The sequence below is a fragment of the Rodentibacter sp. JRC1 genome, assembly GCF_020521555.1.
Lineage (GTDB): Bacteria > Pseudomonadota > Gammaproteobacteria > Enterobacterales > Pasteurellaceae > Rodentibacter > Rodentibacter abscessus.
Genome location: NZ_BPWA01000001.1, coordinates 1,797,667 through 1,822,911 on the forward strand (window position 1 = coordinate 1,797,667; position 25,245 = coordinate 1,822,911).

Below are 25,245 nucleotides of genomic sequence, written 5' to 3' on the forward strand. Positions count from 1 at the left end.
TTCAAAATGATTAGTGGCTAAATAAAAACGCATTGATAGAATATTAAAAAAACGTTGCTTTTTTTGACCGCACTTTGGGTGAGAAAAGGGGGATTCGAGAGTATTGACGAAAGAAATAATGCTTTTTTTCAAAAAATGAAAAAAATTGAAATTTTCCCTTATTTCCGCTATAAATAAGCGTTTTTTACAGATAGATTGAATTTAGAGGTATTACGATGGCAGGTCATAGTAAGTGGGCTAATATTAAACACCGCAAAGCGGCGCAAGATGCCCAACGGGGAAAAATTTTTACCAAACTCATTCGTGAATTGGTAACTGCCGCCAAATTAGGCGGGGGGGATGTGTCGGCTAACCCACGTTTACGAGCGGCGGTGGATAAAGCCTTATCCAGCAATATGACAAGAGATACCATTAACCGTGCAATTGAGCGTGGTGTAGGCGGTGGTGATGACACCAATATGGAAACCAAGGTTTATGAGGGTTATGGCCCTGGTGGTACAGCGGTAATGGTGGAATGTTTAAGTGATAACGCCAACCGCACTATTTCCCAAGTTCGTCCGAGTTTTACCAAATGTGGCGGTAATTTGGGGACTGAAGGTTCTGTGGGTTATTTATTTAGCAAAAAGGGTTTGATCTTAATTGCTTCTGCTGATGAAGATGCGTTAACTGAGGCGGCGATTGAAGCCGGAGCGGATGATATTCAACCACAAGAAGACGGCTCTTTTGAAATTTATACCGCTTGGGAAGAGTTAGGGGCGGTGCGTGATGGTATTGAAGCGGCAGGTTTTAAGATTGATAATGCCGAAGTGACGATGATTCCTTCCACTACTGTGGATTTAGATGCTGAAACTGCCCCGAAATTGCTGAGATTGATTGAAATGCTAGAGGATTGTGATGATGTGCAGAACGTTTATCACAATGGTGAAATCAGTGATGAAGTGGCAGCCTTATTGTAAATTTTTGTAAAGTTCGAAACTTTTTAGTTTGTTATTTGACTCAGTTACTGAGTTTTTCTCAGCTTAACTTAAAGAAGGAAATTTTTATGAAGTTAACAAAAGTTTTTGCAGCATTAGCATTCGCTAGTGTATTAGGTGCTTGTTCAACCGCATCCGACATTGGAAATACCGTTGTTGATGGTGTGAAAGCGACAGGAACAGCAATTAGTGATGGGGCAAAAGCTGCAGGTTCTGCCGTTGTTGATAGTGCAGAAGCAGTAAAAAATACCGTAACAGGCAAAAGCTCACAAACTGTAGCTTATCTTTGTGATTCAAACGGTAAAACCAATCGACCGGTTTCAGCTACTTATCTTTTTGACGGCGATAATGTGAAGTCGTCAAGCGTTACTTTAGGTAAAAAAGTATTAGCAAAAAATTTACCTGTAGATGAAAAATATACTGACGGCGTTCAATTCACTGACGGTAAAAACGTTTGGACCCTAATAAGTGCGGTTACGCCAAAAAACGTGAAGAGTGTAGAACCTGTGATGTTTACGGTTAAAGGTCAAGAAACTGACCGTATCATAGTCAGAAATTGTTCTATTGCAAAAAAATAGTCATTTACCAAAACAAATATGAGCCAGCATTGACTGGCTCGTCTTTTTTGTAGCAAAAATTTATGAGAAAAAATGGCAATTATTTTAGGTATTGATCCCGGTTCAAGATTAACAGGTTATGGCGTTATTCGTCAGCAAGGGAAGCAATTGGAATATCTCGGTAGTGGCGTGATCCGTACAGCTGTTGATGATTTACCGACACGTTTAAAACATATTTATGCGGGAGTAAGCGAGATTATCATTCAATTTAAGCCCCAAATGTTTGCCATTGAGCAGGTATTTATGGCGAAAAATGCCGATTCTGCACTAAAACTTGGGCAAGCCCGAGGCACAGCCATTGTTGCTGCCGTTAATCACAATTTACCTGTATTTGAATATGCCGCACGCTTAGTTAAACAAACCGTAGTCGGAACAGGAGCCGCCGATAAAATGCAAGTACAAGAAATGGTTACTCGGTTATTAAAATTATCCGATAAGCCTCAAATTGATGCCGCTGATGCCCTAGCCATCGCCATTACGCACGCTCATTCTCTTCAACACAGTTTACATATTGCCCAACATTCACAAAAAACAACAGAAAAAATGACCGCACTTTTGAGAACCAGATATAGTCATGGTCGTTTCCGATTAAAAATTTAACTGGATATGTGTCCAGTTTTATTTTATGCTATGTAAAATTTTCTGCTTATGGATAGGTCATGATTGGTCGTTTAAAAGGTATTTTATTAGAAAAACAACCGCCTGAAATTTTACTTGATGTGCAAGGTATTGGTTATGAGCTGCTTTTACCAATGACAAGTTTCTACAATTTGCCTGAGATTGGACAGGAAACCACCTTATTTACTCATCTTGTTGTACGTGAAGATGCGCATCTTTTATTTGGATTCTCACAAAAAACAGACCGCACTTTATTTCGTGAACTTATCAAAACCAATGGTGTTGGGCCTAAGTTAGCCCTTGCTATTTTATCGGCAATGTCTGTTGAGCAATTTGCTTACGCCATTGAACATGAAGAATTATCTAAGTTGACGAAAATTCCGGGAGTTGGTAAGAAAACGGCAGAACGTTTATTGGTGGAATTAAAAGGTAAATTTAAAGGTGTAAAACAAAGCGATTTCTTTGTAGAAAGTTCCCATATTCCATCACCTTCTTCTGTCGTCTCGCATCAAGAAAGAGCGGGAGATGAAGCTATTGCCGCATTAATTGCACTTGGCTATAAAGCAACAGATGCAGAAAAAATGGTAAAACGTGTAGCAAAACCGGAATTAAGCAGTGAGCAGCTTATCCGAGAAGCATTAAAAGCGGCATTGTAGGTGGGTAAATGATTGAATCCGACAGAATTATCAGTGGTCAAGCAAAATTTGATGAAGAGATTATCGATCGAGCGATTCGTCCTAAATTGTTGACGGATTATGTGGGCCAGCCACAAGTACGCGAACAAATGGATATTTTCATTAAAGCGGCAAAATTGCGCCAAGATGCGCTGGATCATTTGTTGATATTTGGTCCGCCGGGGCTGGGAAAAACAACCCTCGCTAACATTGTTGCAAACGAAATGGGGGTGAATATTCGTACGACATCCGGTCCCGTATTGGAAAAAGCGGGTGATTTGGCGGCTATGTTGACTAATCTTGAACCGCATGATGTGTTGTTTATTGATGAAATTCATCGTCTTTCTCCGGCGATTGAAGAAGTGCTTTATCCGGCAATGGAAGATTATCAGCTGGATATTATGATCGGAGAAGGGCCGGCGGCGCGCTCTATAAAATTAGATTTACCCCCTTTCACACTGGTGGGCGCAACAACGCGGGCAGGTTCTTTAACTTCCCCTTTGCGTGATCGTTTCGGTATCGTGCAACGTTTAGAGTTTTATTCCGTGGAAGATTTAACGTCTATTGTTGCACGAAGTGCAGACTGTTTGAATCTTGAATTAGAAAATAAAGGTGCTTTTGAGATAGCGCGCCGTTCACGCGGTACGCCACGTATTGCAAACCGTTTATTACGCCGAGTACGGGATTATGCCGATGTGCGTAACGGTGGGATCATTTCCTTAGAAATTGCTAAACAAGCCCTTTCTATGTTGGATGTAGATAATGCGGGATTTGATTATTTAGATCGTAAATTGCTGACTGCAGTGATCGAACGATTTGACGGTGGACCGGTTGGGCTTGATAATCTTGCTGCAGCTATCGGGGAAGAACGGGATACGATTGAAGACGTATTAGAGCCTTATTTAATTCAGCAAGGTTTCTTACAACGAACACCTCGTGGGCGTATAGCTACATCACAAACTTATCGACATTTTGGGCTGCAAAAATTGACGGATTAATTAAACAGAATAGAAAAACACTTACATTTTGGCAATTCCGATGAGATTGCGCAAGCGGTAAGACATTATATTCATTATTATAATGAGGAACGGATACAACTAAAATTAAACGGTTCGAGCCCGGTATAATATTGAGTTCCGACCGCTTTCTAGTTTGTCTAACTTTTTGGGAGAGCAAAAGAATAAAAATAAACCCACCTTATTAAAATAAAGCTGGGTTTATTAGCCGTTTGAAAAGGAAACCTTAGTTTCCCTTTTTTCCCTCTGATGTTGAATAAATCTTACGATCTTTTCATAATTTCAAAAAACTCTTCGTTGGTTTTTGCCACACCGAGTTTATCAATAAGCCATTCCATTGCTTCCACTTCGCCCATCGGGTTAAGGATTTTACGAAGAATCCACATTTTTTGTAATTCATCAGGTGAAGTGAGCAAGTCTTCCTTACGTGTACCGGAGCGGTTGAAATCAATCGCAGGGAACACACGTTTTTCGGCAATTTTACGGGAAAGATGAAGTTCCATGTTACCGGTTCCTTTAAATTCCTCAAAGATAACTTCATCCATTTTTGAACCGGTATCGACAAGTGCGGTTGCAATAATAGTTAAACTTCCGCCTTCTTCTACATTACGTGCAGCACCAAAGAAGCGTTTTGGGCGGTGTAGAGCATTGGCATCCACACCACCGGATAAAATCTTGCCTGAAGCCGGAGTTACCGTATTGTAAGCGCGTGCCAAACGGGTAATTGAGTCAAGTAAAATCACCACATCTTTTTTGTGTTCCACAGAACGCTTTGCTTTTTCGATCACCATTTCCGCAACTTGTACGTGGCGGGCTGCCGGTTCATCAAAGGTTGAGGCAATTACTTCACCTTTTACCGAACGTTGCATTTCCGTTACTTCCTCCGGACGTTCATCAATGAGCAGGACGATCAGTTCGCACTCCGGATAGTTATGGGTAATACTTTGTGCAATATTTTGTAACAGCATGGTTTTACCGGCTTTTGGCGGTGCAACAATCAAACCACGTTGACCTTTACCAATAGGGGAAGCCAAATCCAAAATACGTGCCGTTAAGTCTTCTGTCGAGCCGTTACCACGCTCCATTCTTAAACGAGAGTTTGCGTGCAACGGCGTTAAGTTTTCAAATAAGATCTTACTCCGAGAAACTTCCGGTTTATCGTCATTGACTTGATCGACTTTCAATAATGCGAAATAGCGTTCACCTTCTTTAGGCGGGCGAATTTTACCTTCAATTTTATCACCGGTTTGAAGATTGAAGCGGCGAATTTGGCTAGGAGAAACGTAAATGTCATCAGGACCTGCAAGATAGGAGCTATCGGCAGAACGGAGAAAACCAAAACCATCCGGTAAGATTTCCAACACGCCGCCACCGAAAATGTCTTCACCGCTTTTAGCGTGTTGTTTTAAAATTGCAAAGACAATATCTTGTTTGCGCAAACGTGCTAAATTTTCCAAGCCCATTTGCTCTTCACCTAGTCTCACTAAATCGGAAACGGGTGTATTTTTTAGTTCTGTTAAATGCATAATGAATTAATTGTTGGGATTAATAAGAGTTGAATTATTGAATGGTGGGCAATTGCCCTAAAATCGTCGCGTAAGGTATCACCAAAACGTCATTCTGTCTAGTTTTTGTTGTAAAAAAATTAATGTTTTTATGGTAAAGTGCGGTCAAAAATAACAGTATTTTTTCAAGGATTTTCGTGATTGATAAATAATGTTTATTGTATTGTATTATTTTTTTAACTATTTCATTGATTTATGCATAAATATGCATTAAATTGGAATAATTAATTATAATTTAATAGGGTATTATGTATTAGTCGCACAAAAAGAATTTTATATCCAATATTTATTGGGTAGGGTGCGTTGAGCTTTGCGTAACGCACCATTTCATTTGTTGGTGTGTTACGGCTTCGCCTAACGGGACTCTACGATGATTTGTGTAACTGTTACATATGTCGGTTTATACGGCTAAAAGTACAAATAGAGGATAAATTATGGCACTTTGGGGTGGTCGCTTTACACAAGCTGCGGATAAGCGTTTTAAAGATTTTAATGATTCATTACGTTTTGACTATCGTTTAGCGGAACAGGATATTGAAGGGTCAATCGGTTGGTCTAAGGCTTTGGTTAAGGTGAATGTATTAACATCTGAAGAGCAGCAACAGCTTGAACAAGCCTTAAATGAATTGCTTATTGCAGTGCGGTCGAATCCGCAGGCGATTTTACAAGATGAAGCGGAAGATATTCATAGTTGGGTAGAAAGTAAACTTATCGACAAAGTGGGGAATCTCGGTAAAAAATTGCACACCGGTCGTAGTCGTAACGATCAAGTCGCACTTGATATTAAAATGTGGTGTAAACAACGTGTGGTTGAGCTACAAGAATCGATTCGTCATTTACAACGTCATTTAGTGCAAACCGCAGAAAATACGCAAGAAGCCGTGATGCCGGGTTATACTCATTTGCAACGAGCCCAGCCGATTACTTTTGCACATTGGTGTATGGCATACGTGGAAATGTTTGATCGCGATTACTCTCGTTTAACCGATGCATATAAACGAATGAATACTTGTCCGCTTGGTAGCGGTGCATTGGCAGGAACCGCTTATGCGGTGGATCGTGACGTTTTGGCACAGGATTTAGGTTTTGCATTTGCAACCCGTAATAGTTTGGACAGTGTTTCCGACCGAGATCACATTGTGGAATTACTTTCTACCGCATCATTGAGTATGGCGCATCTTTCCCGTTTTGCTGAGGATATGATTATTTTCAATAGCGGAGAAGCGAATTTTGTGGAATTATCCGATCGGGTGACATCAGGTTCATCATTAATGCCTCAAAAGAAAAATCCGGATGCTTGCGAATTGATTCGCGGTAAAGCAGGGCGTGTAATGGGGGCTTTAACCGGTATGTTAATGACCTTGAAAGGCTTGCCACTGGCATACAACAAAGATATGCAAGAAGATAAAGAAGGGATTTTTGACGCTTTAGACACTTGGCAAGACTGTGTGGATATGGCAACTTTCGTGTTAGATGAATTGAAAGTGAATGTCGAGCGTACTCGTGAAGCCGCCTTGAAAGGCTATTCAAATGCTACCGAACTGGCAGATTATCTTGTAGCGAAAGGCGTGCCATTCCGTGATTCTCATCATATTGTGGGTGAAACCGTGGTTTATGCTATTGAAAAAGGAAAAGGTTTGGAAGATCTTACCATTCCGGAATTTCGTCAATTTAGTGATGTAGTGGGTGATGATGTGTACGATATTCTCTCGCTCCAATCTTGTTTAGATAAACGCTGTGCGAAAGGTGGCGTTTCCCCATTGCGGGTGGCCGAAGCCATTGCAGAAGCAAAACAGCGATTTGCATAAACTATAAGGAAATATCATCAATATCTTTGTCAGGGTCAGTAGTCATTTTTTTTAATCATTTCAATGAATTATGAGATATTATTATGCTACTGCGTTTCGTGGTTTTGTCGTAAGCGATTCAATTCAGATTCCCGCATATCGACAAGTTGACGGCATTGTGCCACAAGTGTCACCAATGCAATATCAAAACGGCTCAGGTAATCGGTGGGGACATTAAGGATTTTACCGTACTTGATCAGGACGGGCAGACGGTTTGTGCGGTAGCTTATCAGTTACATGAAACCATTCGTTTAAAATTAGGACGCCGTTTTGCTGATTATTTAAGCGATACCAAAGCGTAATGATCAGGGCAATCGGGTAGATTGGTATGTTCCTTTTGGAGCTGATCACCCTGATGGTAAATATTTCATTATTTCTTGGATATCCGCAGTGATGAAGAGCGTGATTCAGATTTGGCAGAGTTATGCCTGTTTGAACAAAAGGTTGTGAACCGGCTGATAATTTAGCACAAAATCTGAATTTAAAAGGTGATCAACTGTTATTTTCTCGTTTATTAAATGGTTCGGTGAAGAATCTAGCTCGCCACAATGATTATAATTTTCTGCTAAAAGCATTACGTTTTCCAAGTGAGGATTATGTTTATTTAGTGAATAATCGACCTGTGATTAGTTTTTGGGGATTTGTGGAGAAATATATCCGGTTTTGCCGATAACGGTAGGCTTTTTCTTTATAAGCACTTTCTATTTCTTTCTTTAGTTGGATGATTAGTCTCTGTTCAGACATATAAAAGTCCCCTAATCTTTGTTATGGGGAGCTTAGCTATTATTTAGTGGTTTTAATTTTTACTCAAGTGCTACATAATACCGAAAATATCAACCATTTTGTTTATTATGCCTAGACTTAGAGCAATTTGAAAAACTGGTATTATTTTTTCTGTAAGATATAAATTAAAAAAGATAAATCAGAGTTCTATCAATTAAATAACTTTTTCCAAAACTCTTTTATAAATTTTCTCTCTTCTACAAATTCATTATCAGGAACTAGGGAAGGATTACCCAGTAAATTCAAATGATGTATTGTATTACGTAACTTAATATAGCATTGCTTTAGCTTTTCGCAGTCACTCCAACTAATAATATTGATTTCAGCCATTGAATCAAAAATTCTGACATTATCTGACCATCTTGTGAGGGTTACATTCTGTGGTGCATTGGCAAGCATAAGATACTGAGCAATAAATTCAATATCCGTTATACCGCCACGATCGGTTTTTAGATTAAATTTTGTCTTTTGAGAATGTGAGAAATGCGTAAGCATTTTTTCCCGCATTTCTACGACTTCCATTTTTAGTTTATTAATATCTCGAGGGGCGGAGAGAACGAGTCGGCGAATGTTTTCAAATTTTTGGCGTAATGCTTGTTCACCAAAAACGGGACGGCTTCTTACCAATGCTTGTTTTTCCCATGTCCAAGCCTCGTTAAGTTGATAGCTTTCAAATGCGGAAATCGAACAGCCCAGTAAGCCGGCATCACCTGAGGGGCGTAAGCGCATATCTACATCATAAAGTACGCCCGCACTTGTATTGAGGCTGAAAATACTGACAATTTTCTGTGATAATCGAAGATAAAATTGATTGTTATCAATCACTTTTTTACCTCCGATAGTTTCACCTTCTACTGCGTTATAAAGAAACACTAAATCGAGATCAGATTTATAGCCTAATTCAATTCCCCCCAGTTTCCCATAGCCGATAACTAAAAATCCTTTTTCATTATTTTGTAAATGTTGCGGAGTGCCAAAGCGTGCCGAAACCTGTTTCCAAGCCAAATTAACAACGGCATCAACGATTGTTTCAGCCAAATAAGTTAAATGATCACTAACTTTCATTGTCGGTAGTGCGTCTAAAATATCTGCTGCAGCTATGCGTAATAACGTAGCTTTTTTGAATTGGCGCAATGCATCAATGAATTGCTCTTCATCATCTTGCGGTAAGCGTAGCAAATATTGTTGAAGTTCATCGGGATACCGGGTGAAAGGAAGAGGATGACGTAAATTTTCTATATTGAGCAGTTCATCAAGTAAAATCGGATGTTCAGCCAGTTGGTCGGCTATAAGCTGAGATTGTGCACAAAGTTCGATCAGTTGTTGTAGTGATTGGGGGTTTTCCAGTAATAATTCTAAATAAGTTGTTCGGCTGGAAATTTTCTCAATAAGATGTAAAATTCGAGGCAGTAAAGTGCGGTGATTTTCTTGTTTAAAAATTAAGGAAAAAACAGAAGGCATGAGTCGCCCTAGTACTTCCCGCCCACGATGACCAATAATCCGACGATTTAAATTTTCCTTGAATTGTTTTAACTTATTTAATATTTCATCAATATGATCTGCTTGAACTTTCGTTTCTTGTAACATTTGTTCAATTTCGTCAAAATCCGCTTCAAGAAAATCCAGCCACTGATTCTCTTTTTCCGCGCTTTCTTCTTTCGTATCACCAATGAGCTGATTAAAAACTAATCTCACATTTTCTTGATGTTGTTGTAAAGTGCGGTAAAAATCTTTCCAATTTTTAATTGGGTAAGTTATGTCAATGATCTCCTCTTGCTCATTTAGGCAAGTGAAATGGCGGCAAGCTTCAATTAAACGTAGTCGGTCAATATCATCCGTAGGTAAAGTTTGGGTTTGTTGATCATTTATTGCCTGCAAGACATTTTCGACTCTTCGTAAAAAAAGATAGCTTTCATGTAATGATTGGCATTGTTTTTGGGTAATCAGCCCAAGTTTTGTTATTTTCGGTAGTAGATTGAGCAAGCAATGTTGCTGTAAGCTAATTTCTCGCCCACCGCGAATGAGCTGAAACACTTGCACGATAAATTCGATTTCACGGATTCCGCCTGCACCAAGTTTTATATTATCTTTAAGCCCTCGGCGGCGAACTTCGCGTTCAATTTTACTTTTCATTTCGCGCAGTGATTGGATTGCGCTGAAATCAATATAACGGCGGTAAACAAAAGGGCGCAGCATTTTTTGCAAGTATGCGATATGAGGATCGTTATCTTGTATGCCTAAGATACGCCCTTTAATCATAGCGTACCGCTCCCAATCACGCCCTTGATCTTGATAATATTGCTCCATTGCTGCAAAACTGAGTACCAAAGCACCGCTTTCTCCGAATGGTCGCAAACGCATATCGGTACGATACACGAAACCATCGGAAGTAAAATCATTTAATGCGTTGATTAAGCGCTGCCCCAGTCTGGTAAAAAATTTTGTATTATCTACGCTTCTTCGTGCATTTGTACCTGTGATATCGGTTTCACCTTGAGAAGGATAAGTAAAAATGAGATCAATATCAGAAGAAAAATTAAGTTCAAACCCTCCCAATTTTCCCATTCCAAGAATATAGAGTTGCTGTGGATTGCCTTGTTCATCAAGAGGTGTACCCATTTCAGCGCAGGCTCGGCGATAAAGCCAATCGAGTGCGCTAATAATAAGGCTTTCCGCCAGTTGCGAAAGACGGATAAAAATTTGTTCTACACCCGCAAGATTAAGGCTTTGGCAAAAGCTTAACTTTGCCATTTCGATGTGACGGAAGAGACGCAGCGTGCTATAAAACGTAGCTTCGTCAGAGATGCCGGATAACTGTGTATTTAAACGTTCCGCGTATTGATCACAATCAGAAAATTCGGGACTTTTTTCCCACCATTGTGCGAGTAAGTGCGGTTGTTTTTGTAAGACTTTTTCCACAAAATCTGACATACCTACGGCATAACCTAACCGCCCGATTGGATGGTTTTTATCTTTGTAATGCTGTTGGATTGTTAGAGCTAGCCGATTAGGATCGATTTCCGGAAAGGATTGGCATAAAGTTGCGCCAAGGGTGTTAAGTTTTTGTTCGATCAAAGGGAAAAGTGCGGTCATTTTATTTGTCTTTTTTTAGTGAATCTAACAAGCGGAATATCGTCTCTTTGGCTTGTTCAGGCTGCAAACTATCTAACCATTGAAGTGGTGTTTTCCAACCGCGCAGCCAAGTTATTTGGCGTTTGGCAAGTTGGCGGGTGGCGCAAATGCCACGGAAAACCATTTCATCGTGATCGTAATCACCTTGTAAATATTCCCACATTTGGCGATAGCCTACACAGCGAATAGAAGGTAAATTGATGTTTAAATCTTCTCTTGCATAAAGTTTTTCAACTTCTTCTTGGAAACCAAGTTGGAGCATTTTATGAAAACGTTGCTCAATACGATGGTGCAACACGTGGCGATCTTGCGGAGAGATGGCAAATTGCAAGACATTGTATGGTAGGGCATCTCCTTTTTGTTCGGTGAGTTCCGTAAGCGTTTTTCCCGTAATATAAAACACTTCTAAAGCGCGATTAATGCGTTGGGAATCATTAGGGTTAATACGTTGCGCTGAGGTCGGATCAATTTTGGTCAGTTCTTGATGCAATGTCGCCCAACCTTGCCGTTCGGCTTTTTGCTCAATGTCGGCTCGAATAGATTCATCAGCGGAGGGTAAAGGGGAAAGCCCTTCAATTAACGCTTTGTAATAGAGCATTGTACCGCCGACCAATAATGGAATTTTCCCTTGTGCCGTAATATCTGCCATTTCACGCAATGCATCGTCACGAAAATTCATTGCGGAATAACTTTCTGACGGATCTAAAATATCAATCAGTCTATGAGGAGCTAAAGCCAGTTCTTCTTTTGATGGCTTTGCCGTACCAATATCCATACCTTTGTAAATTAATGCGGAATCTACACTGATCACTTCCACCGGAAACTGTTGGCGAAGCTGAATGGCTAAATCGGTTTTTCCGGAAGCGGTCGGCCCCATTAAAAAAATCGCGGTCGGTTTCATTTATAATTCGTCCAATAAAGGTTGCCAGTTAATGGATTTAAGTAATCGGTTAAATTCATCTCTGTTTGTATTGTTAAGAAGTTGTTCCGTATCACTCAAAAATTTAACGGCATCGGCAAATACGCTAAATGTTTTGGTTTCTAATTGTCCGCAAAGTGCGGTTAAAAACGGCGTTGAATTTTCTTGTCGGCTTAACATTGCCATGACGCATTTTTGTAAGTTTTGTGTACGTAACAGACTTGGAACGTGATTTAATGTTAGCCTAAGCTGAGCTTTGTTTGCGATAAATTCAAAACCGGCTTGTGCGAAATCTTCGGCTTGTGCTTCCCATTGATTAAATTGGTTTTCCGTTAAACGAAAAACAATCGGAATTAATAGTGGTTGTTGGGCTATCTGTGTTTGTTGCAATGCCAGTTTCCATTGCAAATGTTGTAATTTTTCCAGCGAAAGCAAGAAATGCTTTTGATTTTGTTGTAATAAAAGTGCACAGTTGTCAATTAATGATAAGGCTCGCAAGTGTGATGGGTTTTCACTAATTTCGATTGGCGTAGTGGTTTGTATTACCGTGGTGTCATTATTTTGCGGCGTACGTAATAACTCGCCATACAGCTTTTGCTCGGTTTTAGTCGGTTGTTCCGAACGATAATTTTCCCGATACTTTTCCCTATACTCAGGATAGCCTTGATGAGAAGGACGGGAAGAGGCTCCGTCTGTCGAAAAGTGCGGTCGATTTTGCGGTAAATTTTTGTTGAAATCAGCAGATGCAAAGGTATTTTGACCTGCTGCCGCTCGATTAGGTTTATTACTCCAAGAGGCGGTATAGTTCGGTAATGGCTCACGTATTTCATTTTCTTGTGTATTTTTAACCGCACTTTCCTGAACGGTTGGTGGTTGAATAGCTAAGCGGCTATTTAGCGCATTGCTTATCCCTTCATAAATGAAATCATGAATAAGGCGTTGCTGATGAAAACGAACCTCGTGTTTTGTCGGGTGAACGTTTACATCGACTTCGTGGGGGTTGAGATCGATAAATAAGACAAATGCGGGGTAGTTTTCACTAGTCAAATGCTCTGCATAAGCCTGACGAATGGCGTGAGTGATAACTTTATCACGAACCATTCGTCCGTTGATATAACAATAACTCAAATCGTTTTGTGTTCGGCTGAAATTCGGCGTAGCCACCCAACCGGAAAGGTGTAAATCATTATGTTTCCAATCAATACGTAAGGCATTTTTGACAAAATCATCGCCGCAAATTGTGGCAACCCGTTTAAGTTGCTGCTCTAAATCAATGGCCGGACGATACTGACGAATAAGTTTTCCGTTGTGTGTAAGCGTGAAGGCAATATTGAATTTGGCTAAGGCAATACGGCGAATCACTTCATCAATATGCGCAAATTCGGTTTTATCCGTGCGTAGGAATTTACGTCTTGCTGGTGTATTGAAGAATAAATTGGCGACTTCTACCGTTGTGCCGACAGGGTGGGAAGCGGGTCTTATGGTAGTCTCCATATCCCGCCCTTGCGCATACACTTGCCAAGCCTCAGATTGCTCTGCCGTGCGTGAAGTGAGCGTTAAACGTGAAACTGAACTGATACTTGCCAACGCTTCGCCACGAAAGCCAAGACTTAAAATAGATTCAAGATCGTCTAAATCAGCGATTTTACTGGTTGCGTGACGAGCCAATGCCAAATTTAATTCCGCTTTTGGAATACCGCTGCCGTTATCCCGAATACGGATAAGGCTGGCGCCACCGTTTTCAATATCCACCTGAATTTTGTTTGCGCCGGCATCAAGGCTGTTTTCCACCAATTCTTTCACCACGGAGGCTGGGCGTTCGACCACTTCACCGGCGGCAATTTGGTTAGCAAGTTGTGGGGAAAGAATTTTAATCGCCATTATTTTTCTCTTAATTTTATTTTCTGTCCGGTAAATACTTTACCGTCTTTTAATTTCGGATTGAGTTTCAAAATTTGGTTCACCGGAATGTTGTATTCTCGAGAAACCGCATAAATGGTCTGATCCTTTTTAATTGTATGATAAAGCGGGATTTCAGCTTTTTTAGTTTCGCTTTTCTTCGCTTTCTCCTTGTTTTTATCGGCTGATTTTGCTTTTTCGGAAACCGATTTTTCGGCTTTTTTCGCTTCTACAATTTTTGCTTTCCCATTGTCAGGAATTTTCACCGTTTCGCCAATCCACAACTCTTTGCGCTTGAGTTTATTAAGGGAAATAATATCTGCGACTTTCACGTCATATTTATTGGCAAGACTGCCGATACTTTCACCTTTTTTTACTTTATGGCGAACGCCGCTGTCTTTGACTTCTGAAGTGCGGTCATTTTTCTCGACATTTTCAACCTTTGATTTTTTTTCTTCCGTCGTGTTTTCGGTTTTTTTACTTTTTCCGCTATTCGGAATTTTAATGGTTTCGCCTATCCATAGCTCTCTACGCTTTAAATTGTTGAGCGAGACGATATCGGCAATTTTTACATTATATTTATTGGCAAGGCTACCAAGGCTTTCACCGCTTTTTACTTTGTGATGAATCGTACCGGATTTTGCCAAAGTGCGGTCATTTTTACCCGTGTTTTCTTTGTTGTCACTTTCAAATGCGACAATCGATTTCAAGTTACCGTTACGGTATGCCACCAATCCCTCGTAAATCATATAAGCAATACGGCGGCGATAGAGCGGAGAATTGAGTTTTTGTTCTTCTTCAGTATTGGAAAGAAAACCGGTTTCTACCAAAACGGAAGGAATATCCGGTGAGCGTAGCACGCCAAGGCTTGCGTGTTGAGGCGTATTGCGACTTAATGTGGTAACTTTCGCAAAACGTCTTAAAATACTTTTGCCGATTTCATAACCCGTACGTTGGCTATGACCGAATTGGAGATCCAGCACGGTTTGATCTAAATATTTGTCGTGATTATGAGAAAGCATTTTTCCCGCGCCGCCTAATAATTCGGAACGTTTTTCATCATCTTCCAACCATTGTCCCATTTCGTCATTAGCGCGGCGATTTGAAAGTACCCAGACGGAGGCTCCCCGTTGATTTGGATTTAATGAAGAATCCGCATGAATAGAAACTAAATAATTGGCTTTGAATTTGCGGGCGATTTCCGAGCGTTCCGGCACAGAGATATAATAATCGCCGTTGCGGGTTAATACGCCGCGAAAATTCGGATCTTTATCAAGTAACGTTTTGAGCTCACGTGCAATAGATAGGGTTACATTCTTTTCATAAATGCCGAGATTACGTCCGATAGCACCGGGATCTTTGCCGCCATGACCGGGATCGATCGCAATTGTCCATTGTGCAGCGAAAACCGTTGAACAAAAGAGAGATAATATTCCTAAAAGAAACGAAAATTTGGTTTTCATCATTAAATTATAGTTGCTGAATAATTTGTTCGCCTAAAATATTTTGAGCCGTTAAGGTAATATTTCGTGCGTCATCGTAGTAATCAATATTCACCAATAAATCAGCCGACGGAAGAATACCTTCGCCTTTTTCAGCCCATTCAATCAGGCAAATCGAATCTTTGTCGAAGTAATCACGAATTCCCATAAATTCCAGTTCTTCAGGATCAGCAAGGCGATACAAGTCAAAGTGATAGATCATTTTACCCGCAATATTGTATTCTTCCACTAACGTATAAGTCGGACTTTTTACATTGCCTTTATGTCCCAAACCTTGCACCATACCACGGGTAAGCGTCGTTTTTCCTGCGCCTAAATCACCATTGAAATATAAAATGACGGCACGTTCGGCTTGGCATTGCATGATGGTTTCCGCTAATTTTTTACCAAAGCGGAGCATTGTCGCTTCATCAGGAATATATCGGGTTAATTCGATTGTGTTCATTATGATTTATTGAGGTCAAAATAATTTGAAATTCTACCGCACTTTTCTTCTTTCTTTAAGGATATTTTGAAAGTGAGGAGGTATTCATCGGAAATTATTTGACGTATAAAAAATCCGCTGCTTTTCGCAACGGATTGGAATTTGGAGCGGGAAACGAGGCTCGAACTCGCGACCCCAACCTTGGCAAGGTTGTGCTCTACCAACTGAGCTATTCCCGCAGAGAACGTGAAAATTGGAGCGGGAAACGAGGCTCGAACTCGCGACCCCGACCTTGGCAAGGTCGTGCTCTACCAACTGAGCTATTCCCGCAATTCACATCATTGAACGGAGTGGCATTATACGAATATTTTTAGCTGTTGCAAGCGCAAATTCGGCGAAAATCATTACTTGACCAAGTTTTCATCAATCTAATTTGATGAAATGGTCACGATAATAAGCCAATTCTTTAATTGACTCGTGAATATCATCCAATGCCAAATGTGTATTACCTTTTTTGAAACCCTCTAAAATCTCAGGCTTCCAGCGGGTTGCTAACTCCTTTAGGGTGCTGACATCTAAATGACGGTAGTGAAAATAATCCGCTAAATCCGGCATATATTTGTAGAGAAAGCGTTTATCTTGTGCGATGCTATTGCCACAAATAGGAGAAGCACCTTTAGGCACCCAGCGTTTTAAGAAATCCAGCGTTTGTAATTCTGCCGCTCGTTCGGTTAATTTGCTTGTTTTTACACGCTCGACCAAGCCGTTTGCCGTATGGGTTTTTATGCACCAATCCGACATTCTTTCCAATAATTCATTACTTTGATGTATTGCAAGCACCGGGCCTTCTGCAAGAATATTGAGATTTTTATCCGTAACGACGGTGGCGATTTCAATAATACGTTCTTTTTCGGGATCTAACCCTGTCATTTCCAAATCAATCCAAATCAGATTTTGTTTATTTAATTGCATAATATAAGGTATCCTATGTGAAATTTTTTCCATTCTATCAAAATTACGATAAAAACGACCGCACTTTTATGGCTAAACGTAAACTCACTCAAAATCAAGCCCGTCGCATTGAATCGAATAATGCCCGCACACTTTACCGCCACAAGAAAAAAGAAATCGAATGGCAAGATGAAATGTTGGGGGAATCACAAGATGGCGTTGTGGTTACGCGTTATTCCGCACATGCAGATGTGGAGGACGATCAAGGTGAGATTTATCGTTGTAATTTGCGCCGTACGCTTTCAAGTTTGGTAGTCGGCGATAAAGTCATTTGGCGAAAAGGGAATGAACAATTACAAGGCGTAAGCGGTGTAATAGAAGCCATTCATCCGCGTGTAAATGAAATTGCCCGCCCGGATTATTATGACGGTTTAAAGCCGATTGCTGCGAATATTGACAGGATTATTATCGTCTCAGCCGTATTGCCTGAACTTTCTTTAAATATTATTGATCGTTATCTCGTGGTGTGTGAAACCGCCGGAATTGAGCCGATTATTGTGGTTAATAAAGGCGATCTGCTTTCTGAGAAACAAGAAAAAGAAGTTGAAACGCAGTTACAAATTTACCGTAATATTGGTTATCAAACGCTCATAATTTCTGCGCAAAACGGTAAAAATATGGAAAAACTGACCGCACTTTTAAGTGACGGAACCTCGATTTTTGTTGGGCAGTCCGGAGTCGGAAAATCCAGTTTAATTAACCATATTTTGCCGACGGTGAATGCACAAGTCGGGGCAGTGAGTGAAACCTCAGGGTTAGGTCAGCACACGACAACCTCATCAAGGCTCTATCATTTACCACAAGGCGGAAATCTTATTGATTCACCCGGGATTAGAGAATTCGGTTTATGGCATCTAGAAGCAGATCAGATCACTAGGGGATATCGTGAATTTCAATATGTGTTGGGAACCTGTAAATTCCGTGATTGTAAACATTTAAACGATCCCGGTTGCGCACTGCGTGAGGCGGTCGAAGCAGGACGAATTTCACCGATTCGTTACGATAATTATCATAAGCTTATTGCAAGCCTGGCGGAAACTAAGTCGCAGCGACATTTTTCAATAGGTTAGAGCTAGAAAAACTAAGGATAATATTTAATCAAACATAGGAAAAATTCGTGTTTTTTTATGACTTATCTCAAGTTTTTTTACCTTTATTCTTGATTATTTAGTTTTTAACAAGGATACTATGGCGGATTTTTTGAATCTAACTGTTTTTAAGTTAAACAATGACTAAATAGAGGTAACATTATGTTCTCAAAAGATGTAGAAATCACAGCGCCTAACGGTTTGCACACTCGTCCTGCTGCGCAATTCGTAAAAGAAGCGAAAGCTTTTGCTTCAGATATCACTGTGACATCCGCAGGGAAAAGCGCAAGTGCAAAAAGTTTGTTCAAATTACAAACTTTAGGTTTAACACAAGGAACGGTCATTACCATCTCTGCCGAAGGTGAAGATGAGCAACAAGCCGTTGAACATTTAGTGGCGCTAATCCCGACTTTAGAATAATTTTGAGCATAGCCATGAAATCCGTTTTTAATTTACTCCGGTAATTACGGTATTTTGTGGCTATTGTTTTATTTAACCCCTATTAATTTGGAAGGTGAATATGATTTCAGGTATTCCGGCGTCCCCAGGCATTGTTTTTGGTAAGGCGTTAGTTCTTAAAGAAGAAAAGATTATTCTTGATACGACAAAAATTACAGATGAACAAATTGAAGCGGAAGTTGCACGTTTTTACGAAGGTCGCAATGCCGCCGTTGAGCAGCTTAATTCAATCAAAGATCGCGCACTTGCTTCGTTAGGTGAAGAAAAGGCAGCGATTTTTGAAGGTCATTTAATGATTCTTGAAGATGAAGAATTAGAAGAAGAAATTCTTGATTATTTGCGCTCAAATAAAGTAAATGCTGGTGTCGCAGCAAGCAAAATTATTGATCAACAAGTTGCGATGTTGTCAGAAATTGATGACGAATATTTAAAAGAGCGTGCCGGTGATATTCGTGATATCGGTAATCGGTTAATCAAAAATATCCTAGGAATGCACATTGTCGATCTTGGTGATATTAGTGAAGAATCCATTCTTGTGGCTTACGATTTGACGCCTTCCGAAACGGCGCAATTAAATCTTGAAAAAGTTCTCGGGTTTATTACCGATATCGGTGGTCGTACCTCGCACACTTCAATTATGGCACGTTCATTGGAGTTACCGGCAATTGTTGGTACTAACAATGTAACCGAACAAGTCAATACCGGTGATTTTTTAATTCTTGATGCGGTAAATAACAAAGTTTATGTCAATCCGACTCAAGCTCAAATTGATGAATCGAAAGCGCTGGCAGCAAAATTAGCGGAAGAGAAAGCGGAATTAGCAAAATTAAAAGATCTTCCTGCGGTTACTTTAGATGGTCATAGAGTTGAAGTGGTTGCCAATATCGGCACGATTCGTGATTGTGACGGAGCTAACCGTAATGGCGCCGAAGGTGTGGGTTTGTATCGTACCGAATTTCTCTTTATGGATCGAGATCAACTTCCAACGGAAGAAGAACAATTTATTGCCTACAAAGAAGTTGTGGAAGCAATGGCCGGGCGTTTGGTTGTGCTTCGTACGATGGATATCGGCGGCGACAAAGATTTACCATACTTAGATTTACCGAAAGAAATGAATCCGTTTTTGGGTTGGCGTGCGGTTCGTATTGCACTTGATCGTCGCGAAATTCTTCATGCGCAATTGCGTGCCGTATTACGTGCTTCTGCGTTTGGTAAGCTTGCCGTTATGTTCCCGATGATTATTTCCGTGGAAGAAATCCGTGAATTAAAATCCGTGATTGAAACGTTAAAAGCAGAATTACGTACAGAAGGCAAGGCTTTCGATGAGGATATTCAAATCGGTGTAATGGTGGAAACACCATCTGCCGCAGTAAATGCGAGATTCTTAGCGAAAGAAGTTGATTTCTTCAGTATCGGTACGAATGACTTAACCCAATATACTTTAGCGGTTGATCGTGGCAATGAGCTTATTTCTCATCTCTATAATCCAATGCAGCCTTCTGTACTGGGTTTAATTAAACAAGTGATTGATGCCTCTCATGCGGAAGGAAAATGGACAGGGATGTGTGGTGAGTTAGCAGGTGATGAGCGTGCGACATTGTTATTATTAGGTATGGGTCTAGACGAGTTTAGTATGAGTGCGATTTCCGTGCCCCGCATTAAAAAATTAATCCGTAATGTCAATTTCCAAGATGCTAAAATCCTTGCGGAAAAAGCATTACAGAAACCGACTGCGGTAGAAATTGAGCGGTTAATTGAAGAATTTTTGGTAGAAAAAGCACTAAATTAGATACAAGATCAACATTTTAGGCTAGAATATTAGTCGCGTTAAATGGATAGGAGATTAAAATGGGCTTATTTGACAAACTGTTCGGCTCTAAAGAAAATAAATCGGTAGAAGTCGAAATTTATGCACCGCTTTCCGGTGAAATCGTAAATATCGAAGATGTACCTGATGTCGTGTTTTCTGAGAAAATCGTTGGTGATGGTATCGCTATTCGTCCAACAGGTAACAAGATTGTTGCCCCGATTGACGGCGTAGTCGGTAAGATTTTTGAAACCAACCACGCATTTTCAATGGAATCAAAAGAAGGCGTTGAGTTATTCGTTCACTTTGGTATTGATACGGTTGAATTAAAAGGTGAAGGTTTTACACGCATTGCTCAAGAAGGACAATCTGTAAAACGTGGTGAAACTGTGATTGAGTTTGATCTTGAGTTGCTTGAGGCAAAAGCCAAGTCAGTATTAACTCCGGTTGTGATTTCTAATATGGACGAAATCTCAAGCATTGACAAAAAAGCAGGTGAAGTTGTCGCAGGCGAGTCAGTCGTGTTAACCCTTAAAAAATAATTTCGTATGAAGTTTAAAAATCCGCCGTTGTGCGGATTTTTTATTTAGATTGAGAGAAAAACAATGATTTATAAACTTACCGGCACACTCCAGCATTATGTTTGGGGCGGTCATAATTACATTCCGCAATTATTAAATATCCCAAAAGAAAATGAATATTATGCCGAGTGGTGGCTTGGCGCACACATTTCTTCGCCTTCAATGATAGAGGTTAACGGAAAAATATTACCGCTCAATGAATTTTTACAGCAAAATCCGACCGCACTTGGTGAAAAAAGCCGAGAAAATTTTGGTGATGAATTGCCGTATTTATTGAAAATTCTTGATGTAGCAAAACCGCTCTCCATTCAGCTTCATCCAACCAAACGACAAGCTGAAATCGGTTTTGCGGAGGAGAATGTAAAGGGCATTAGTTTAAAAGATCCGAAACGAACTTATAAGGATAATAATCACAAGCCCGAAATGATGATCGCCTTATCTGATTTTTGGTTGCTACACGGATTTAAAACGAAAGATAAAATCTTAGCAACGTTGAAAAGTCGAGCGTCTCTTGCACCTTTAGCCGAAAAATTAAATACGCAGGATTTGCATACGTTTTATGCCGATATTATGCAAGCGGAACAAGCACATTTGTATCAATGGCTTGCCCCAATTATTGAAGAAAAGAAATCCGCTTATATTGCCAATGAATTAGAACTCAGTAATCCTGATTACTGGCTACTATACACTTTGGAAACGATGGAAATTGCTTTAGATAAATTAGATCCCGGTTTGGTGTGTTTTTATTTGTTCAACATTGTACATATCAAAAAAGGAGAGGGGATTTATCAAGATGCGGGTATTCCTCATGCTTATTTGCGAGGGCAAAATATTGAGTTGATGGCGTGTTCCGATAATGTGATTCGGGGAGGGCTAACACCAAAATATGTGAATATTCCCGAATTACTGAAAGTAGTAGATTGTCGAGAGGTTGAGCCTCAAATTATTTCTCCGGCACCAAATGATACGCGTGTGTTTATTTATCCGACTCCGGCAAAGGATTTCGCCTTGCAAAATATTCAGTATGAATGTGGTGAAAGTCATCAGTTAAAAAGCCAAAGTGCCGGAATTTTTATGGTGATGAAAGGACAAGTCAATTTACGTTCGGAAACGACCGCACTTTTTCTTAAACAGGGTGAATCGGCTTTTATTACAGCAAATATTTTTTATGAAGTTGAAGGCTTAGAGAACGGCTATTCGGTATTGGCGGAACTACCTTAGTTTTTGAAATTTGTGTCTTGTGAAGGGGGTTGCGGTATTATAAAACATCGTAGGGTGCGCTTAGGCGAAGCCGTAACGCACCGATAGAGGGTTTAATGATGAAATGGTGCGTTACGCAAAGCTTAATGCACCCTATTCCCGATAAATATTGGATATAAAATTCACTTTGTGCCACTGATACATAATACCTATTAAATGCAAAAGTGCGGTTGAAATTAACCGCACTTTTTCACTTTTTGTTTTTAGGTAAGGATTATAACCAGCCTAAGCCTATTAATAATTCCCACCACGCCATACCGATAGTCAAATGAATGATGAGGCTACCGAAGGCAATAATCGCACCGGCAGTCCACCAAGATTTAATATCGTTATAGCCGGCACCAAAGGTGATTGGGCCGGGGCCACCACCGTAATGAGTTACAGAACCGCCGTATGAGTTGGCAAATAAAAGTCCGAATGCCAATAATTCGGCAGGTGCGCCTGCAACGTGTCCAATCGTTGCAAATACCGGTACCATTGCAGCAACATACGCACCGCCTGAAGCAAATAAGTAACGCACTGCAACACTTAATGTAAGAATGACGATCAATGCTATAACGCCTTGACCTTCAAATTGTAATACTTCACTCAATGTTGCGGCTAACCATTTGAAGAAACCTGCTTTTTCAAGTAAACCTGACATACCGATGATACCGCCGTACCACACTAAGGTATTCCACGCACCTTTGCTTTTTAAGATGTCGTCCCAACTCACAATATTTAAAACGATACAAAGTACCATTACGATTATCGCAACGATGGTGGCATTCACGTTAAGTGCGCTGGAGAAGATCCAACCGAACAGGGCAACGACAAATAATGCAATTAATGCTTTTTCACGGAAAGACATTGGACCTAGTTCTTCTAAACCTTTACGGGCAATTTCTTTGTTATTCACCTGTTTTAGCTCAGGTTTAGAAACAAAATAACATATCGCAGGGATTAGGAATAAGCAGAGTAGACCCGGTACGGAGGCGGCTAAAAACCATTTTATCCAAGTTGTTTCAAAGCCAAGAATCGGTGCCATTAAAGAAATAGCGAGCGCATTTGGGGCCATCGCAGTTAAGAAAATATACGAGGTTGTTTTTACCACCATATACACGTTCATCATTAAATAACGGCCTGCTTTTTTCGGGCTTTTTTCCGGATCAGAACCTAATGCGATGGCGACACTGTTAATAATCGGGAAGATAATTCCACCCGCACGAGCGGTGTTGGACGGTGTTGCCGGAGACAGGAGAAGATCTAAGAACATCGTAACATACCCCAAACGTAGAGTAGTGCTACCGATTGCGCCGATCATATGGTAAGCGATACGCTTTCCAAGACCGGTAATGACGAATGCGGAACTGAGCGTGAACGCAGTGAAAATAAGCCAAGTCGTACCGGATTTATACCCGTCCAACATATTACCGACTTTCACAAATTCGTTTGCGCCTTCGGTGTTGCCGATGATAGCGCCGGAAACCGCAACTGCTGCCAATAAAATGACAGGCTCGCCGTAAGGTTTGATAACCAGACCTACGATGGTTGCAATATACACGCCGAGTAAACGCCAAGCTATGAGAGAAAGCCCTTCAGGTGCCGGGCAGAAAAAAGTGACCAGCGGGATTGCCGCCAAGATCACTAACTTTGCATTTTTGGATAATGCCATTTTGGGTTACCTCTAAATGATAAAAAGAAAATCATCAGTGCTAACAGATCAGCACTTCCGCCTGCGCTCAAGTTCTTAGCAATGCAGTCGGAATCAAATTTCAATAAAGCCTGTGTGAGTTTCGCTTTATTAAATATGAGTTGTTGATTTTTAAGTAAATCAACCGCACTTTGTTGCACAAATCGTAAGCCTTCCAAGCCACCGCGATTAACCACATTGGTATCCGGGTTTTTCGCCATTAAATGCAGCAAAGCAATCAACAAACGGTGTTCCCATCCTTGTTGATGGTATTCATCAAACACCGGCAACAACGATTGAATTTGTTGAAAACCGCTTTCCGCCTCACCCCGTGCACCGGTTAAACCCTGTTCACGGAATAAACGCACACCGGCGGTAATCGGCAAGTGCTTTGGATAATCTTCAAGCTCTTTTGTTATTCCTGTCGCAAATTTTGCTGATAGAGTACAAATTGAGCCTATGTCGAATGTCATCCCATTAGATTTAGACTGTGTTGCGGCTAATCGCCCGATTGCGGCACACACCAGCCCAAAAGAAAAAATAGCCCCCTTATGCGTGTTGATATTATTGGTTGCACGGAACATCGCCTTTTCAGCCTGAATACCAATAGGGCGAATTTGCTCTAACACTTGGCTTTCCGGCAAGTCTGACGTTGTCATCCCCTTCAGCAGAAATTCTACAAAAAACGGCTTTAAAGCAACCGCACTTTGTTTAAAGGTATGCAGATTCATATCTTGGTGAGCGCCATTATTTATGGCATCAACCAAGCCCGGTTTCGGCGATAAGTGCGCCTCTTGCAATAAAGCTTGATAAGCAAGATAGCCGATTTGTTCTGCAAAATCGTGCATTTGCGCACGCTCCTGCATTTCTGCAATGATTTCATTCGATTGATGATGACGGCTACGTGCACAATATTTGGCATTATCGCCACAAATCAAACAAGCACGAGGCGGAAGACCGAACTCGGCACGACTTAATAAAATGCCGTCCGTATTCACCACATCTAAATCCCACAGGCGAGCAAGGGGAATACTGTCTTCTAATTCAATCATCGCACGTTTTAATTCACAGGCTTTGATTGGTAGAACGAAAAAGGCTTCGTGTCCGGTTTCTAAAGGGCGAATAATTTTTTTGCTAGGAATCCATTCCCGTTGTGAAAAAAGTGCGGTCAGTTTTTCTAATGCTTTTTCAAACACATAATCCAATAATGGATTTTTCTTCACTTCTCCCACCGCCGTTAAGGTGACGGAAAGCAAGGGGGAACGATATTCCGCCAAAAGCTGTTGTTGCAACAATGCCCGTTCTTCACGTGCATTCAGTAAGGCTTCAAGGGAAACCGCCTTACCCTGAGTCGAAAATGTTTGAAAAAAACGCTGCAAAATTTGACCGCTCTTTTT

General features: G+C 40.6%; 22 protein-coding genes and 2 tRNA genes. 13 read left to right on the top strand and 11 right to left on the bottom strand.

Annotated elements, in window-relative coordinates; all coding sequences use genetic code 11:
• Positions 1-215 precede the first annotated feature (215 nt).
• The 6 genes from HEMROJRC1_RS08230 to HEMROJRC1_RS10930 all read left to right on the top strand — a co-directional run bounded on the left by HEMROJRC1_RS08230 (position 216) and on the right by HEMROJRC1_RS10930 (position 4,010).
• Positions 216-956 (top strand): YebC/PmpR family DNA-binding transcriptional regulator, encoded by a 741-nt coding sequence (locus HEMROJRC1_RS08230; protein WP_226692461.1) that lies wholly within the window; start codon positions 216-218, stop codon positions 954-956.
• A gap of 86 nt (positions 957-1,042) precedes the next feature.
• Complete coding sequence (locus HEMROJRC1_RS08235; protein WP_226692462.1) at positions 1,043-1,552, top strand: Holliday junction resolvase; 510 nt, start codon at positions 1,043-1,045, stop codon at positions 1,550-1,552.
• A 72-nt stretch (positions 1,553-1,624) separates the two neighbouring features.
• Complete coding sequence (gene ruvC, locus HEMROJRC1_RS08240; RefSeq protein WP_226692463.1) at positions 1,625-2,191, top strand: crossover junction endodeoxyribonuclease RuvC; 567 nt, start codon at positions 1,625-1,627, stop codon at positions 2,189-2,191.
• A 59-nt stretch (positions 2,192-2,250) separates the two neighbouring features.
• Positions 2,251-2,865 carry a Holliday junction branch migration protein RuvA gene (ruvA, locus tag HEMROJRC1_RS08245; RefSeq protein ID WP_226692464.1) on the top strand — a complete coding sequence of 205 codons (615 nt, stop codon included), beginning with the start codon at positions 2,251-2,253 and terminating at the stop codon, positions 2,863-2,865.
• An 8-nt stretch (positions 2,866-2,873) separates the two neighbouring features.
• Positions 2,874-3,881, top strand: a complete 1,008-nt coding sequence (ruvB, locus tag HEMROJRC1_RS08250) for a Holliday junction branch migration DNA helicase RuvB (protein ID WP_226692465.1) — start codon at positions 2,874-2,876, stop codon at positions 3,879-3,881.
• A 9-nt stretch (positions 3,882-3,890) separates the two neighbouring features.
• The gene (locus HEMROJRC1_RS10930; protein ID WP_226692961.1) at positions 3,891-4,010 is read left to right on the top strand and encodes an IS3 family transposase; all 120 of its coding nucleotides are present in this window, start codon (positions 3,891-3,893) and stop codon (positions 4,008-4,010) included.
• Positions 4,011-4,162: 152 nt separating this feature from the next.
• Here the strand turns inward: HEMROJRC1_RS10930 and rho are convergent, their stop codons facing one another.
• Positions 4,163-5,425 (bottom strand): transcription termination factor Rho, encoded by a 1,263-nt coding sequence (gene rho, locus HEMROJRC1_RS08260; RefSeq protein ID WP_226692466.1) that lies wholly within the window; start codon positions 5,423-5,425, stop codon positions 4,163-4,165.
• Positions 5,426-5,898: 473 nt separating this feature from the next.
• Between rho and argH the strand changes: the two genes are divergently transcribed.
• Both argH and HEMROJRC1_RS08270 read left to right on the top strand, forming a co-directional pair.
• The gene (argH, locus tag HEMROJRC1_RS08265) at positions 5,899-7,272 is read left to right on the top strand and encodes an argininosuccinate lyase (RefSeq protein WP_226692467.1); all 1,374 of its coding nucleotides are present in this window, start codon (positions 5,899-5,901) and stop codon (positions 7,270-7,272) included.
• 146 nt (positions 7,273-7,418) lie between these two features.
• A complete protein-coding gene (locus HEMROJRC1_RS08270) occupies positions 7,419-7,613 on the top strand; it encodes a hypothetical protein (protein WP_226692468.1) in 195 nt (64 codons plus the stop codon).
• A 631-nt stretch (positions 7,614-8,244) separates the two neighbouring features.
• On the opposite strand, the gene glnE is transcribed toward HEMROJRC1_RS08270, so the two are convergent.
• The 8 genes from glnE to orn form a co-directional block, all read right to left on the bottom strand.
• On the bottom strand, positions 8,245-11,187 hold the full coding sequence (glnE, locus tag HEMROJRC1_RS08275) for a bifunctional [glutamate--ammonia ligase]-adenylyl-L-tyrosine phosphorylase/[glutamate--ammonia-ligase] adenylyltransferase (protein ID WP_226692469.1): 2,943 nt from the start codon (positions 11,185-11,187) through the stop codon (positions 8,245-8,247).
• A 1-nt stretch (position 11,188) separates the two neighbouring features.
• Positions 11,189-12,127: a tRNA (adenosine(37)-N6)-dimethylallyltransferase MiaA gene (miaA, locus tag HEMROJRC1_RS08280; protein WP_226692470.1), complete on the bottom strand. Its 939-nt coding sequence runs from the start codon at positions 12,125-12,127 to the stop codon at positions 11,189-11,191.
• Positions 12,128-14,026 carry a DNA mismatch repair endonuclease MutL gene (mutL, locus tag HEMROJRC1_RS08285; RefSeq protein WP_226692471.1) on the bottom strand — a complete coding sequence of 633 codons (1,899 nt, stop codon included), beginning with the start codon at positions 14,024-14,026 and terminating at the stop codon, positions 12,128-12,130. It lies immediately after the preceding gene.
• Positions 14,026-15,507 carry an N-acetylmuramoyl-L-alanine amidase gene (locus tag HEMROJRC1_RS08290; RefSeq protein ID WP_226692962.1) on the bottom strand — a complete coding sequence of 494 codons (1,482 nt, stop codon included), beginning with the start codon at positions 15,505-15,507 and terminating at the stop codon, positions 14,026-14,028. The genes mutL and HEMROJRC1_RS08290 overlap by 1 nt, the downstream gene beginning before the upstream one ends.
• Positions 15,508-15,514: 7 nt before the next feature.
• Positions 15,515-15,991, bottom strand: a complete 477-nt coding sequence (gene tsaE / locus HEMROJRC1_RS08295; RefSeq protein ID WP_226692472.1) for a tRNA (adenosine(37)-N6)-threonylcarbamoyltransferase complex ATPase subunit type 1 TsaE — start codon at positions 15,989-15,991, stop codon at positions 15,515-15,517.
• A gap of 142 nt (positions 15,992-16,133) precedes the next feature.
• Positions 16,134-16,209: transfer RNA gene (locus HEMROJRC1_RS08300), tRNA-Gly, on the bottom strand.
• 15 nt (positions 16,210-16,224) lie between these two features.
• Positions 16,225-16,300, bottom strand: a tRNA-Gly gene (locus HEMROJRC1_RS08305).
• 93 nt (positions 16,301-16,393) lie between these two features.
• A complete protein-coding gene (gene orn, locus HEMROJRC1_RS08310; RefSeq protein WP_226692473.1) occupies positions 16,394-16,942 on the bottom strand; it encodes an oligoribonuclease in 549 nt (182 codons plus the stop codon).
• A gap of 68 nt (positions 16,943-17,010) precedes the next feature.
• Here orn and rsgA point away from each other — a divergent pair, with 68 nt between their 5' ends.
• The 5 genes from rsgA to manA all read left to right on the top strand — a co-directional run bounded on the left by rsgA (position 17,011) and on the right by manA (position 22,137).
• The gene (gene rsgA, locus HEMROJRC1_RS08315) at positions 17,011-18,051 is read left to right on the top strand and encodes a small ribosomal subunit biogenesis GTPase RsgA (protein WP_226692963.1); all 1,041 of its coding nucleotides are present in this window, start codon (positions 17,011-17,013) and stop codon (positions 18,049-18,051) included.
• A gap of 180 nt (positions 18,052-18,231) precedes the next feature.
• Positions 18,232-18,489, top strand: coding sequence for a phosphocarrier protein Hpr (gene ptsH, locus HEMROJRC1_RS08320; RefSeq protein WP_077414172.1), 258 nt, complete (start codon positions 18,232-18,234; stop codon positions 18,487-18,489).
• Between the two features lie 100 nt (positions 18,490-18,589).
• Positions 18,590-20,317 (top strand): phosphoenolpyruvate-protein phosphotransferase PtsI, encoded by a 1,728-nt coding sequence (ptsI, locus tag HEMROJRC1_RS08325; RefSeq protein WP_226692474.1) that lies wholly within the window; start codon positions 18,590-18,592, stop codon positions 20,315-20,317.
• A 59-nt stretch (positions 20,318-20,376) separates the two neighbouring features.
• A complete protein-coding gene (gene crr, locus HEMROJRC1_RS08330) occupies positions 20,377-20,877 on the top strand; it encodes a PTS glucose transporter subunit IIA (protein WP_226692475.1) in 501 nt (166 codons plus the stop codon).
• A gap of 63 nt (positions 20,878-20,940) precedes the next feature.
• Complete coding sequence (manA, locus tag HEMROJRC1_RS08335; RefSeq protein ID WP_226692476.1) at positions 20,941-22,137, top strand: mannose-6-phosphate isomerase, class I; 1,197 nt, start codon at positions 20,941-20,943, stop codon at positions 22,135-22,137.
• A 253-nt stretch (positions 22,138-22,390) separates the two neighbouring features.
• Here manA and HEMROJRC1_RS08340 read toward each other — a convergent pair whose 3' ends face one another.
• Positions 22,391-23,830: an anion permease gene (locus tag HEMROJRC1_RS08340; protein WP_226692477.1), complete on the bottom strand. Its 1,440-nt coding sequence runs from the start codon at positions 23,828-23,830 to the stop codon at positions 22,391-22,393.
• Positions 23,803-25,227, bottom strand: coding sequence for a triphosphoribosyl-dephospho-CoA synthase CitG (citG, locus tag HEMROJRC1_RS08345; protein ID WP_226692478.1), 1,425 nt, complete (start codon positions 25,225-25,227; stop codon positions 23,803-23,805). Before citG ends, HEMROJRC1_RS08340 begins: the two co-directional genes overlap by 28 nt.
• Positions 25,228-25,245 lie beyond the last annotated feature (18 nt).